Source organism: Vibrio sp. 10N.261.52.C11 (assembly GCF_041471405.1).
Classification (GTDB): domain Bacteria; phylum Pseudomonadota; class Gammaproteobacteria; order Enterobacterales; family Vibrionaceae; genus Vibrio; species Vibrio crassostreae_C.
The window spans coordinates 66381-80450 of record NZ_JBFROI010000055.1 but is presented as its reverse complement, the minus strand read 5'-3'; the positions used below and the strand labels follow the sequence as shown (position 1 = coordinate 80450).

13 protein-coding genes and 1 riboswitch are annotated in these 14070 nt (G+C 45.6%); of the genes, 6 read left to right on the top strand and 7 right to left on the bottom strand.

The genetic code is table 11. The features are described from left to right. Positions 1–195: 195 nt before the first annotated feature. Genes hemG through AB4323_RS19645 form a run of 3 tightly spaced genes read right to left on the bottom strand, consistent with a single transcriptional unit; the run spans position 196 to position 2849 of the window. Complete coding sequence (hemG, locus tag AB4323_RS19655) at positions 196–723, bottom strand: menaquinone-dependent protoporphyrinogen IX dehydrogenase (protein WP_065584162.1); 528 nt, start codon at positions 721–723, stop codon at positions 196–198. Between the two features lie 10 nt (positions 724–733). Then, positions 734–2191, bottom strand: a complete 1458-nt coding sequence (locus AB4323_RS19650; RefSeq protein ID WP_008223210.1) for a TrkH family potassium uptake protein — start codon at positions 2189–2191, stop codon at positions 734–736. 34 nt (positions 2192–2225) lie between these two features. Beyond that, complete coding sequence (locus tag AB4323_RS19645; RefSeq protein WP_017058823.1) at positions 2226–2849, bottom strand: YigZ family protein; 624 nt, start codon at positions 2847–2849, stop codon at positions 2226–2228. Between the two features lie 227 nt (positions 2850–3076). Between AB4323_RS19645 and fadB the strand changes: the two genes are divergently transcribed. From fadB to AB4323_RS19630, 3 genes are all read left to right on the top strand, one after another. Further along, complete coding sequence (fadB, locus tag AB4323_RS19640; protein WP_372153146.1) at positions 3077–5248, top strand: fatty acid oxidation complex subunit alpha FadB; 2172 nt, start codon at positions 3077–3079, stop codon at positions 5246–5248. A gap of 26 nt (positions 5249–5274) precedes the next feature. Further along, complete coding sequence (gene fadA / locus AB4323_RS19635; RefSeq protein ID WP_004736671.1) at positions 5275–6438, top strand: acetyl-CoA C-acyltransferase FadA; 1164 nt, start codon at positions 5275–5277, stop codon at positions 6436–6438. Positions 6439–6680: 242 nt separating this feature from the next. Beyond that, positions 6681–7661, top strand: a complete 981-nt coding sequence (locus AB4323_RS19630) for an MDR family oxidoreductase (RefSeq protein ID WP_102446673.1) — start codon at positions 6681–6683, stop codon at positions 7659–7661. 140 nt (positions 7662–7801) lie between these two features. On the opposite strand, the gene AB4323_RS19625 is transcribed toward AB4323_RS19630, so the two are convergent. Both AB4323_RS19625 and AB4323_RS19620 read right to left on the bottom strand, forming a co-directional pair. Beyond that, entirely contained in the window at positions 7802–8743 is a 942-nt protein-coding gene (locus AB4323_RS19625) for a LysR family transcriptional regulator (RefSeq protein WP_102569450.1), read from the bottom strand. Between the two features lie 156 nt (positions 8744–8899). Then, on the bottom strand, positions 8900–9085 hold the full coding sequence (locus AB4323_RS19620) for a hypothetical protein (protein WP_004736674.1): 186 nt from the start codon (positions 9083–9085) through the stop codon (positions 8900–8902). Positions 9086–9234: 149 nt separating this feature from the next. Between AB4323_RS19620 and tusA the strand changes: the two genes are divergently transcribed. After that, positions 9235–9486 carry a sulfurtransferase TusA gene (gene tusA, locus AB4323_RS19615; RefSeq protein ID WP_004736675.1) on the top strand — a complete coding sequence of 84 codons (252 nt, stop codon included), beginning with the start codon at positions 9235–9237 and terminating at the stop codon, positions 9484–9486. Positions 9487–9570: 84 nt separating this feature from the next. Here the strand turns inward: tusA and AB4323_RS19610 are convergent, their stop codons facing one another. Then, positions 9571–9825 carry a hypothetical protein gene (locus tag AB4323_RS19610; RefSeq protein WP_017058818.1) on the bottom strand — a complete coding sequence of 85 codons (255 nt, stop codon included), beginning with the start codon at positions 9823–9825 and terminating at the stop codon, positions 9571–9573. Positions 9826–9976: 151 nt separating this feature from the next. Beyond that, the gene (locus tag AB4323_RS19605; protein ID WP_017055491.1) at positions 9977–10531 is read right to left on the bottom strand and encodes a TMEM165/GDT1 family protein; all 555 of its coding nucleotides are present in this window, start codon (positions 10529–10531) and stop codon (positions 9977–9979) included. Between the two features lie 34 nt (positions 10532–10565). Beyond that, positions 10566–10741, bottom strand: a riboswitch (yybP-ykoY riboswitch). A gap of 210 nt (positions 10742–10951) precedes the next feature. On the opposite strand from AB4323_RS19605, the gene glyQ reads away from it, so the two are divergent. After that, on the top strand, positions 10952–11869 hold the full coding sequence (gene glyQ / locus AB4323_RS19600; protein ID WP_017058815.1) for a glycine--tRNA ligase subunit alpha: 918 nt from the start codon (positions 10952–10954) through the stop codon (positions 11867–11869). A gap of 2 nt (positions 11870–11871) precedes the next feature. After that, positions 11872–13938 (top strand): glycine--tRNA ligase subunit beta, encoded by a 2067-nt coding sequence (gene glyS / locus AB4323_RS19595; RefSeq protein ID WP_017058814.1) that lies wholly within the window; start codon positions 11872–11874, stop codon positions 13936–13938. The last annotated feature ends 132 nt before the right edge of the window (positions 13939–14070 follow it).

The following is a 14070-nucleotide window of genomic DNA, read 5'->3' as shown; positions in this document are numbered from 1 at the left end:
AAACTTTTTTCAAGCGCTTGGCTTGGCTAATTTGGCTTGCTGATTCGTTCTGGTTTCCTAAGAAGCCATCCCGTGTCAGCGAGGTGGCATTATAGAGATTTCGATCACACTGGCAAGCCCTTTTTTAAGTTTTTTTCGTTTTTTTATTCGTTCGATTAAAAAGAACTCAAAACGCCTCAAAAGTAGGCTTTTATCTTACATATTCTTCAGTTTTTCAGTGAACAAAGAGACTTTTTCCCAGTTTGTGTACTCAACTTCCTTCGTTGTATCCGTTTCACCACCTGTCATATTCATAATAAAGCGGATCATGGTTCTATCGAACCAGTTATAACGTGGGTAATAGAGGGCACCTGCAAATACACCGATTAAAGTCGGCTGCCATGGAGACTTGGTAAGGAACTTCTTAATATACGCACTGCCTTCTGGTGTATCTTTGCCTTGGTCTTCTTTACGCGCCGTTAAGTTAACACAGAAGAACGCAACCTTGCTTGATTGCAACTGAGTAAGGTTGGCATCAATAAATTGATATAGCTTCTTATTAAGGTGGCCATAACGAATCGATGCGCCAATCAACACTCTGTCGTACTGAGCAAAGTCCACCTTGCCAATAGTGTGCAGATCTTGAAGCTCACATTCGAACTCACTCATTTCTTCTTTTATATAGTTCAAGATTTTCTTGGTCTGCCCTTCACGGCTTGAATACAAAAATAGAGCTTTTGCCACAATGTTGTCCTTAGCTACGCCAAAACGTAGGGGTCAATAAGATTAATAAGGTGAAGATTTCTAATCGGCCAAACAGCATAGATACGATAAGTACCCATTTTGCTTTGTCGTTCACATCGCCAAAGTGCACCGCGACTTCACCAAGGCCCGGGCCAAGGTTATTTAATGTCGCCGCTACCGCAGAGAAAGCACTCAACTCGTCCATACCAGTTGCAATAAGAGCCAGCATACAAACCACAAACACTAATGCGTATGCAGAGAAGAAGCCCCAGACCGCATCTACAACACGTTGTGGTAGTGCAGAACCGCCAACCTTGATGGTATAGACAGCCCGTGGGTGAACAAGACGCTTCATTTCACGAGCACCTTGCAGAGTAAGTAGTAAGATTCGAATCACTTTCATACCACCACCCGTAGAACCTGCACATCCCCCTATAAAAGAAGAGAACAAAAGCAGTACGGGTAAGAACAATGGCCACTCTGAGAAACCCGTCGTTGTAAAACCCGCGGTCGTAGAGATAGACACGGTTTGGAACAAGGCTTGGTCGAAAGCATCGTAGTACGAATCATAAGAGTGATGATTGAGCAGTAATAAGAAACAAACCAAGAACAGTACTGCCTGAATAAAGATAAAGGCGCGGAACTCAGGATCTTTCCAATAATACTTAGGATGCACACCACCTGAAGCAAATGCAGCAAAGTGAAGCGAATAGTTACATGCGGATATAAGAAGGAACACAACTGTAATCATGTTGATCGCAGGGCTATTGAAATACCCCATGCTCGCATCGTGAGTCGAGAAGCCACCAATCGCAATAGTAGAGAAGCTATGACTGATGGCATCAAAGAAGCTCATCCCAGCAAGCCAAAACGCCACTGCACAAGCAATGGTTAAGCTCAGGTAGATGTACCAAAGCGCTTTTGCCGTTTCAGCAATACGCGGAGTCATCTTGCTATCTTTTACTGGACCCGGGATTTCAGCACGATATAACTGCATACCACCGATACCCAGAACAGGGAGGATAGCTACCGCTAATACGATGATACCCATACCACCAAACCATTGTAGGAACTGACGATAAAAAAGAATCGCCTTAGGCAGATCATCGAGGCCGACAATTACGGTCGCACCTGTCGTAGTTAATGCAGAGAAGGATTCGAAGAAAGCATCGGTTACCGACACATTGGGGTTATCGGCGATCAAAAACGGCAGCGCACCCGCACTACCGATTACCGTCCAAAACAGAACAACAATCAAAAAGCCATCACGCGCTTTCAATTCATGCTTATAACGTCGGTTTGGAAACCAGCAAGTTGCTCCACAGAATAAGAGAACGAAGAAGGTCGTCACAAATGGCACACCCGCACCATCTCGATAGATCAGTGCGACGAGCGCAGGAGCAAGCATTGATACACTAAAAAGTGCTAATAATAATCCGACGATTCGAATAATTGAGCGAAATTGCATGAGCTATTGAACGAAGCGAAATGCTTCACACTTCCTAGTTGTCTTTGACTTTCGTTACCAGTGCCTTAGCACCGCTTTTATTGATCATGGTTTGGGTAAACGAATCTACCTGAAGGAGCTCTATTTCAATAATAAGCTCAACTTGAACACCATAATCCGCTTGGACCTCAACAGCCTGATGCTGAGCCATGATGGATTGTGCGATCGGCACAAAGCCATAGTCTAACTCTAGCCGTAATTTTGTGGTTATTTTTTTCTCGATAGTTTGAAGCAGCTTGAGAGCTTGTTGTACGCCACCGCCGTAAGCCTTAACCAAACCGCCGGTTCCAAGCTTAATTCCGCCAGAGTAGCGCGTCACAACAGCCGTTAATTCACCCACACCAGATCCTGACAATTGCGCCAAGATAGGCTTACCCGCTGTACCCGAGGGTTCACCATCATCACTGAAACCCCAAAGCATTGAGTCTTCAGGTCGACCAGCAACAAAACCCCAACAGTTATGTCGTGCTGAAGAATGCTCTTTTTTCACCTGTTCTACGAACTGTTTTGCAGCTTCAACACTTGGAGTATGAGCAAGATGCGTAATAAAGACGCTCTTTTTTATCTCTTCTTCAAACAGAGCCGACGCAGAAGGTATTAAATAAGGCTGTTCATTCATATCGTTAACTTAGTTAATAAGAGCGACGAAGTGTATCACGCGTGAATAATAAGGGTTAGAGGATCTGTGCCATCGCACAATGTTAAACAATTGTTTAAAAAATGTATTGAAATTAATCAAGCAGAGGTACAGACTAAGATAACTGGTCTTACCAGGTATTCTACAATAATAGAAAGATAACAAGATTCTCTCAAACAATCGTGGATTGTATGTCATGGAGATAGACAATGATTTACCAAGCTAACACCCTACAGGTAAAGGAATTACAAGATGGTATTGCGGAATTAAGCTTCTGTGCACCAGCCTCTGTAAACAAACTCGACCTTGCTACTTTAGAATCACTAGATAAAGCGTTAGATGCTCTTAATGCTTACGCAGGATTACGTGGTTTAATCTTAACTTCAAACAAAGACGCGTTCATTGTAGGCGCAGACATCACTGAATTTCTTGGCCTATTTGCTAAGCCAGAAGCAGAACTTGATGAATGGTTAAGATTCGCTAATTCAATCTTCAGCAAGCTCGAAGACCTTCCTGTCCCAACTCTTTCAATGATGCGTGGCCATGCCCTTGGCGGCGGCTGTGAATGTGTACTCGCTACCGATTTCCGTATCGGTGACAAGACCACCAGCATTGGCCTACCTGAAACCAAACTTGGCATCATGCCTGGTTTTGGTGGTTGTGTACGCCTACCTCGTGTTATCGGTGCTGACAGCGCAATGGAAATTATCACGCAAGGCAAAGCATGCCGTGCAGATGAAGCGCTTAAAGTTGGCTTGTTAGATGCGATTGTTGAAACAGACCAGTTACTAGAATCGGCAATCAATACCGTTTCTCTGGCTGCTAATGAAAAATTAGACTGGCAGCTACGCCGTAAACAAAAGACATCAGCGCTTTCACTAAGCAAACTCGAAGCGATGATGAGCTTTACCATGGCGAAGGGCTTAGTTGCTCAAAAAGCAGGGCCTCACTACCCAGCTCCGATTACTTCTGTGATTGCGATTGAAGAAGCAGCACGCAGCAATCGCGATGCAGCACTCGACATCGAACGTAAGCACTTCGTTAAGCTAGCGAAATCGGAAGAAGCAAAAGCATTAGTTGGCTTATTCCTGAATGACCAGTACATCAAAGGCTTAGCGAAACAAGCGGGTAAGTCAGCAAACAAAGCAACTGAGCGTGCAGCCGTACTTGGTGCAGGTATCATGGGCGGCGGTATTGCTTACCAATCAGCTCTAAAAGGCGTGCCAGTGATGATGAAAGACATCGCACAAGCATCGCTTGATCTAGGTATGAACGAAGCATCTAAGCTGTTGAATAAACGCTTATCACGCGGTCGCTTAGATGGATTCAAGATGGCAGGTATTCTGTCTTCTATTACTCCAAGCCTGCATTACGCGGGTGTAGAACAGTCGGATGTGATTGTTGAAGCAGTAGTAGAAAACCCGAAAGTAAAAGCAGCAGTACTGAGCGAAGTGGAAGGTTTGGTTGGTGAAGACACGGTTCTAACATCAAACACCTCTACAATTCCGATCAACCTGCTAGCGAAATCACTGAAGCGCCCAGAAAACTTCTGTGGCATGCACTTCTTTAACCCTGTGCATCGCATGCCTTTGGTTGAGATCATCCGTGGTGAACAAACTTCAGAAGAGACCATCAATCGCGTGGTTGCTTACGCAGCGAAGATGGGTAAATCCCCAATCGTTGTTAACGACTGCCCAGGCTTCTTCGTTAACCGTGTACTTTTCCCTTACTTTGGCGGTTTCAGCATGTTGCTACGCGACGGTGCTGATTTCACTAAGATCGATAAAGTGATGGAGCGCAAGTTCGGTTGGCCAATGGGCCCTGCGTACCTATTAGACGTTGTTGGTTTAGACACAGCACACCATGCCCAAGCAGTAATGGCGCAAGGTTTCCCTGAGCGTATGGGTAAAGAAGAGCGTGATGCGATTGACGCGCTTTATGTCGCTGAAAAATACGGCCAGAAGAACGGCAGCGGTTTCTACACATACAGCGCAGACAAGCGCGGTCGTCCTAAGAAGACCTTCTCTGAAGACATTCTTCCTATCTTGGCTGACGTATGCCAACAGCCACAAGACTTTGATGACCAGACCATTATCCAACGTGTGATGATTCCTATGATCAACGAAGTGGTGCTTTGTTTAGAAGAAGGCATCATCGCGACACCGCAAGAAGCGGATATGGCACTGGTTTACGGTTTAGGCTTCCCTCCATTCAGAGGCGGCGTATTCCGCTACTTAGACAGTGTGGGTATTGGTAACTTCGTTGAAATGGCGAAGAGCTACCAAGACTTAGGTGCAATGTACCAAGTTCCTCAACTATTGCTTGATATGGCAGCGAAGGGCGAAAGCTTTTACGACGGTCAACAAGCCAGTTCTCTGTAACCCACATTTGGAAAAGGAATAGCAAAATGAAAAATGTAGTTGTTGTTGATTGCCTTCGTACCCCAATGGGACGTTCCAAAGGTGGAGCTTTCCGTCACACTCGTGCTGAAGATCTGTCTGCACATTTGATGAAAGGCATTTTAGAGCGCAACCCAGAAGTAAACCCTGTCGAGATTGAAGACATTTACTGGGGTTGTGTACAACAAACGCTAGAGCAAGGCTTCAACGTGGCACGTAACGCTGCTTTGCTTGCTGGTCTACCGATTGAGATTGGTGCGGTGACGGTCAACCGTTTATGTGGTTCATCTATGCAAGCTCTGCATGATGCAACCCGCTCTATCATGGTTGGCGATGCTGAAATCTGCCTGATAGGTGGTGTCGAACACATGGGCCACGTACCAATGAACCATGGTGTTGATTTTCACCCTGGCATGTCAAAACACGTAGCGAAAGCGGCGGGTATGATGGGTCTAACCGCTGAGATGCTAGGTAAAATGCACGGTATTAGCCGTGAAGACCAAGATGCATTCGCAGCACGCTCACACGCTAGAGCTCAAGCAGCTACAGTTGAAGGTCGTTTCAAAAACGAAATCCTGCCAACAGAAGCTCACGCAGCCGACGGTTCACTGTTCACTCTGGATTACGATGAAGTCATTCGCCCAGAAACTACGGTTGAAGGCTTATCTCAGCTTCGCCCGGTATTTGACCCAGCAAACGGTACGGTAACAGCAGGTACTTCATCAGCACTGTCTGATGGTGCATCGGCAATGCTTATCATGAGCGAAGAGAAAGCCAACGCACTTGGCCTGAAGATTCGCGCTCGCGTGAAGTCGATGGCTATCGCTGGCTGCGATCCTTCAATCATGGGTTACGGCCCAGTACCAGCGACGAAAAAAGCACTTAAACGTGCAGGCCTAACCATCGAAGATATGGGTGTGATTGAGCTAAACGAAGCGTTTGCTGCTCAATCTCTTCCATGTGCGAAAGACCTAGGTCTACTGGATGTAGTTGACGAGAAAGTAAACCTTAACGGCGGTGCCATTGCTCTTGGTCACCCACTGGGCTGTTCTGGTTCTCGTATCTCGACGACCCTAATCAACCTGATGGAAGCACAAGACGTGAAATACGGTTTAGCGACCATGTGTATTGGTTTAGGCCAAGGTATTGCAACGGTATTTGAACGCCCATAGCGGTCGTTGGTTGTAATACTTGCAGAGTAATATTTTGTGCAGCTATATTTATATAGCTGCACTTTTTATTGCTCGGCGTCCAATAATGTATCGATTCGTTCAGCGAACTTAGCGAGAGAAAAAGCACCACTCAAATCTATGCACAAAACGCATAGATTCAATGTTGATGTTTCATTATTTTTTCTTCGATGATTCAACTAAAGTTACTTCAGTTTCCTAATATTCCTCCCACGGAGCAGATCATGTTTAAAGCACTTGTACTAAATCAAGAAGATAAAAAAACTATCGCATCAGTATCTCAAATTGATGAATCTCAATTACCAGAAGGTAACGTGAAGGTTGATGTGAGCTACTCTTCTTTGAACTACAAAGATGGTTTGGCGATTACAGGTAAAGGGCGCATTGTTCGTAACTTCCCTATGGTTCCTGGTATCGACCTTTCAGGTGTGGTTTCACAATCTGATGACCCACGCTACAAAGCGGGTGACGAAGTTGTTCTAACGGGTTGGGGTGTTGGTGAAGGTCATTGGGGTGGCATGGCTGAAAAAGCGAGCCTAAACGGTGATTGGTTAGTGCCAATGCCAGCGGGTCTAGACGCTAAGAAAGTAATGGCGATCGGTACAGCAGGTTTCACAGCAATGCTTTGTGTGCAAGCTATCGTAGATGCAGGCATCAAACCAGAAGACGGTGAGATCCTAGTCACTGGCGCAAGTGGCGGCGTAGGCAGCGTGTCTATTACGCTACTTAACCAACTAGGTTACAAAGTGGCTGCGGTTACTGGCCGTGCTTCTGCAAACGGTGAACTACTTAAATCACTAGGTGCTACACGCATTGTAGAGCGTGCTGAACTTGAAGAACCAGCTAAGCCACTAGAAAAACAACTGTGGGCTGGTGCTATCGATACGGTAGGCAGCAAAGTACTTGCGAAAGTATTGGCACAAATTGATTACAACGGCGCGGTTGCAATGTGTGGTCTAGCAGGCGGTTTTGACTTACCAACCACGGTAATGCCATTCATTCTGCGTAACGTTCGCCTACAAGGTGTTGATTCTGTAATGTGCCCTCGTGAAAAACGTATTAAAGCGTGGGAACAACTGGCTGAGCTATTACCAGAATCTTTCTACACTCAAGCAACCAAAGAGGTGTCTTTAGACGGTGCAATTCAAGCAGCGGAAGACATCACTAACGGTCAAATCACTGGTCGCGTAGTCATTAAACTATAGATTCTCAAACATAAAGTTATCAAACCTTAAGCAACAACTTTAGGCTTGGATGACCTAAAACAACAAAGGGCTGATAGTAATCAGCCCTTTTGCATTTTTGTCATTTGGATCGAGTAAACCAAAGCTAGATCTAAGTTAAGTTACCCCAAGCCAACATCCGCAATACGCTTCTGAATCAACTCACCACACTCCTCTTTTACCACCCTTCTTAACCATTGTTGCGAGGCAGAAGAATCGCAGCGCGAATGCCAAATCAGTGAGTAATCAAACGGCATAAACTCAAATGGCAACGGCTTGACGACTAAGTCATAACGTTCTGCCACCAAATAAGCCAAATCGGCAGGGACGGTAATCACTAATGGCATTCGATCGACAATCGCTAATGCAGCCTCAAGGTGATAAGCACGCAGCACCATTTTGCGAGGTTGTTGATTGGCTAAAGCGTTATCAAGTAAAGCCTTAACACCATCACTGATCGCAATCATCGCGTGAGGTAAAGAAACATAATCTTCAAGACTTAACGATCGATCGGCTAACGGATGATTTTTAGATAACAAACATGATACACCCACCGGCCCCAAGACCTCTTGATGAAGTGGTGCAATGCTGCCACTCGGACGACAGATCGCCATATCAACACGTTCGGTACTGAGTTGTTTAAACAAATGCTCATGTTGCAAAGGAGCAAACTCCAAAGAGATATTCGGTGCTTGTTCATAAATCTTCGGCAACGCATAAGGCAAGATGGTTTGCATCGCATAGTCGGTGGTTGCGATCAGGAAACGTTCGCTGCAATAGTAAGGATCAAAGTCACTCGGACTCAGCAGTTGGCGGAATGACTCTAAAGGCTGATCAATACGCTGACTGATTTCGAGTGCTTTTTTGGTGGGAATAAGGTGCTGACCTTGGCGTGTAAACAGCGGATCGTTAAGTAGTTCTCTTAAGCGCCCTAACACGCGACTGGTTGCCGATTGACTTAAGTTAAGACGAAGCGCAGCCTGGCTAACACTGCCCTCTTCAATCAATACTTTTAAGGCGACCAATAAATTAAGGTCTCTACGATAGATGTCTTCTAATTCCACGCCACTTACCTAGTTGTATACAACTGTCATTAGTCACTAAGTTGTTTATAGCATGCTTTAGATAAAAAAAATCCCGCAATTACGCGGGGAAGCCCAAGAAAATTGGGGGATAGTGTCGGAATGTTGTCGTATCGGAATTCGCTTGCTGTATTCGGGTTAGTGCTCTTGCTCTTCGGCTATGCCTTGCCAACGGCGCATCTCTACCCAAATACCAATAATCGTTGCTACTATGCCAAAAATAGGCATCAGTGAGGTCTCTGTCGATGAGCGTAAAACTAACGCACAGAAAGAAATAAAACAGAGAACCGAATAAATTGTTAATCTATCTAATCCTGTCAACATCGCCACTCCTTAGCTAGTTGCCTTTGCTTCAAGTTGTTATCAACTTGTTAACTAAGTTATAGGAAATGATTCTGTTTGCCAAGCACTTATTGCATATTTTTTCTGCAGACGTATTATTCACTCGTTAGATAGATATAGAGATACAAACCATGACATTCAAACCTGAACTGGCAACCCATACTTTAGAAGCTGAAGGCCTGCGTTGCCCGGAACCAGTAATGATGGTCAGGAAGACAATTAGAAACATGCAGGATGGCGATGTGTTACTGGTAAAAGCTGACGATCCTTCGACAACTCGAGATATTCCGAGCTTTTGTCGATTCATGGATCACCAGTTGGTAGGCCAAGCAACAGAAACGTTGCCTTACCAGTATTTGATCAGAAAGGGATTGGAGGCGTAACGCCCCACCGACTATCAAGCATCAAAAAAAGCCGCTCGTACCTTATGTTCTTAAACAGAACTCAGAGTACGAGCGGCTTTTTGTTTATTCGCTTCTAGATTTGTTTTGCAGATGCTCCAGCTGATGCTGAATTTCTCGGATATCTTTGCGCATCGGAATAATATGCGCGACCCGAATCCAAGCCTCTACCGCAAGTGCAGTCATGATGATGGCACCCGCGACCATTGGCAGCCACATGTCCGTCAACACCATGCCTAACAGTGTAAGTGCAAGACCAAAAGTAAATAGATAACTTTGGCTTTGTGGAGTAATACCCATATAACGCGTCAACATAATCATGCCCTCGTGTTCTTAACTCACAAGATTAAAATATCATGACAAGTATGACAGTTATATGTCCATTCGCTCGATAAACCCCACAATACTGTAAGAGTATGACCTACAACACATTACTCTACTGATTGAGTATAATAAGACTCAATACCACCTGTTAATAGAAAGCAGCAGCGATAGCTAAACCCACGAATAGCAAGGCTGTGATCTTACGAATCAGATCAAGCGGCATCTTATCCGCAGAGAGCTTACCGATGATCACCACAGGCACATTCGCCAGCAGCATACCGATCGTAGTACCCAGAATCACCCACGTTAATGCATCAGAATATTGAGCCCCTAGAATAGAGGTCGCAATTTGGGTTTTATCACCGATCTCAGCAATGAAGAAGGCGATGAAACTGGCGACAAACGGGCCTCGGTTTGATATCTGCTCATCGTCATCCAACTTATCCGGAATCAGAATCCAGCCCGCCATAGCGATGAAACTAACCACCAGCACCCACTTTAATACTTCAGGTGAAAGATAGTCGGCGACCACAACCCCGAGCCATGCAGCAAGGGCATGATTGGCAATGGTGGCAAAGAAGATAGCCGCAATGATAGGTATCGGTTTTCGATATCGACTGGCTAATAAAAGGGATAGCAACTGGGTCTTATCACCGATCTCGGCTAAGGCGACAGTTGTAATTGAAATTGCTAAAACGCTCACGACATGCTCATTTGGGATGGAGATTATTATATTTAACCAAAGACAAACCTCGCGCCCCATCCCGGTTCACGATGCTTGTCTAAGGTCTTGCTAAGCGCCACCAAGGTGGTGGTTGCCTCGAACGCCATGATGATTTTGCATCAATTATGTTGACGAACGAACTCATTCAATAGGATATGAATAAGTAAGCTACTCCCCAAAGACCGCGAGATTTTAATCACCCACGCTTTCAAACACAAGTGTCAAACTTATCAAAATATCCACTTGTGCCGAAAAACAAACATTAAAGGCAAAAAAATCCACTAAACGACATTTTAGACCACTAATTAAACAAGATTACCCCTACTCGCTTTACGAATATCTCGGTATACTCAGAGGTTATTTTTCTCATTCATTTAAAAGAATCGCGCGAACCTGACTATGCAAAAATACGATATCAAAACCTTCCAGGGAATGATCCTCGCGCTGCAGGATTACTGGGCTCAAAACGGTTGTACCATTGTTCAACCTCTAGATATGGAAGTAGGTGCAGGCACCTCTCACCCAATGACATGTCTACGAGCACTTGGCCCAGAGCCAATGTCTACAGCTTACGTTCAACCTTCTCGTCGTCCGACCGATGGCCGTTACGGTGAAAACCCGAACCGTCTGCAGCACTACTACCAATTCCAAGTAGCGCTAAAACCATCGCCAGACAATATCCAAGAGTTGTACCTAGGCTCCCTAGAGGTTCTTGGTGTTGACCCACTTGTTCACGACATTCGCTTCGTTGAAGATAACTGGGAAAACCCAACACTAGGCGCATGGGGCCTTGGTTGGGAAGTATGGCTAAACGGCATGGAAGTAACTCAGTTTACTTACTTCCAACAGGTTGGCGGCCTTGAGTGTAAGCCAGTAACTGGCGAGATCACTTACGGTATCGAGCGTCTAGCAATGTACATCCAGGAAGTAGATTCTGTTTACGACCTAGTATGGAACGTAGCACCAGACGGTTCTAACGTGACTTACGGTGACATCTTCCACCAAAACGAAGTTGAGCAATCGACGTACAACTTCGAGCACGCAGACGTAGATTTCCTATTCACTTTCTTCGACCAGTGCGAGAAAGAGTGTAAAGAGCTACTTGAGCTTGAGAAGCCACTGCCGCTTCCAGCTTACGAGCGCATTCTAAAAGCAGGTCACGCATTCAACATCCTTGATGCGCGCAAAGCTATCTCTGTAACAGAGCGTCAACGTTACATCCTTCGTATCCGCAACCTGACTAAATCAGTTGCTGAAGCGTACTACGCGTCACGTGAAGCGCTTGGCTTCCCAATGTGTAAGAAGGAAGGTAAATAATCATGGCGAAGAATTTTCTAATTGAACTGGGTACGGAAGAGCTTCCACCAACAGCACTTCGTTCTCTAGCAGAAGCGTTTGCTTCTAACTTTGAAGCAGGTCTTAAAACGGCTGAGCTTTCTCACGAAGGCATCAAGTGGTACGCAGCACCTCGTCGTCTAGCACTTAAAGTAACTGCACTGGCTGAAGGCCAAGCAGACAAAGTGGTTGAGAAACGTGGCCCTGCTGTTTCTGTGGCATTCGATGCTGAAGGCAACGCGACCAAAGCGGCACAAGGTTGGGCTCGTGGTAACGGTATTACTGTTGAGCAAGCTGACCGTCTGAAAACAGACAAAGGCGAGTGGCTTCTTTTCAAACAAGAAGTAGCTGGCAAACCAGTTCAAGAATTGGTGATGGACATTGCTGCGAAAGCACTGGCTGGCCTACCAATTCCTAAAGCAATGCGCTGGGGTAACTCAGACATTCAATTTATCCGTCCAGTAAAAACACTGACAGTACTACTAGGTGATGAGCTTGTTGAAGGCGAAATCCTAGGCGTAGCATCTGCTCGTACTATCCGTGGCCACCGTTTCATGGGCGAACAAGAGTTCACAATCGACTCTGCTGACCAATACCCTGCGATCCTAGAAGAGCGCGGTAAAGTAATGGCAGATTACGAAGCGCGTAAAGCGATCATCCTTGCTGATTCGCAAAAAGCGGCAGCTGCGGTTGGCGGTACAGCTGACCTAGAAGATGACCTTGTTGAAGAAGTAACGTCTCTGGTTGAATGGCCAGTAGTACTGACAGCGAAGTTTGAAGAAGAATTCCTAAAAGTCCCTTCTGAAGCTTTGGTTTACACCATGAAGGGTGACCAAAAGTACTTCCCTGTTTACGATGACAACAAGAAGCTACTACCGAACTTCATCTTCGTATCGAACATCGAGTCTAAAGAGCCTCGTCACGTTATCGAAGGTAACGAGAAAGTGGTACGCCCACGTCTTGCTGATGCTGAATTCTTCTTCAACACAGACCGTAAGCGCCCGCTTATCGACCGTCTTGCTGAACTAGACCAGGCTATCTTCCAGAAGCAATTGGGTACTATCAAAGACAAAACAGACCGCATCACAGAGCTTGCAGGCTACATTGCTGAGCAAATCGATGCTGACGTTGAAAAGTCTAAGCGTGCTGGCCTACTGGCTAAGTGTGACCTAATGACCTCTATGGTATTCGAATTTACGGATACTCAAGGTGTGATGGGCATGCACTACGCGACTCACGACGGTGAAGACGAGCAAGTTGCACTGGCACTTTACGAGCAATACATGCCTCGTTTCGCGGGTGACGATCTACCAAGCACTGGTATCTCTTCAGCAGTAGCAATGGCAGACAAGCTAGACACTATCGTAGGTATCTTCGGTATTGGCCAAGCACCAAAAGGTTCTGACCCATTTGCACTTCGTCGTGCGTCTCTAGGTGTGCTACGTATCATCGTTGAAAACGGCTACAACCTAGACCTAACCGATCTGATCGGCAAAGCGAAAGAGCTACTAGGCGACAAGCTGACTAACAAAAACGTAGAAGCTGACGTTATCGACTTCATGCTAGGTCGTTTCCGCGCATGGTACCAAGATGCTGGTTTCAGCGTTGATATCATCCAAGCGGTACTAGCACGTCGTCCAACTAAGCCTGCTGACTTTGACCAACGTGTTAAAGCGGTTTCTCACTTCCGTGAACTGGAAGCAGCAGAAGCACTAGCAGCAGCGAACAAGCGTGTAGGTAATATCCTTGCGAAATTCGATGGCGAGCTACCAGCTGAAATCGACCTAACGCTTCTTCAAGAAGACGCAGAGAAAGCACTGGCTGAAAACGTTGAAGTAATGACGGAAGCACTAGAACCAGCATTCGCAACAGGTAACTACCAAGAAGCCCTAAGCAAGCTTGCTGATCTACGTGAACCAGTTGATGCATTCTTCGATAACGTAATGGTTATGGCTGATGACGAAGCGCTTAAGAAGAACCGTCTAACGCTACTGAACAACCTACGTAACCTGTTCCTACAGATTGCTGACATCTCTCTACTGCAAAAATAAGCACAAGTGAGACAATTACTCTAAGTCATACTCTGAGTAATTAACGGTAAACACCCAAAGGGAAGCGAAAGCTTCCCTTTTTGTTTTTGTGAACCAAGCATTTGTTTGTAGAGGTCTTATTGATTAACTGAA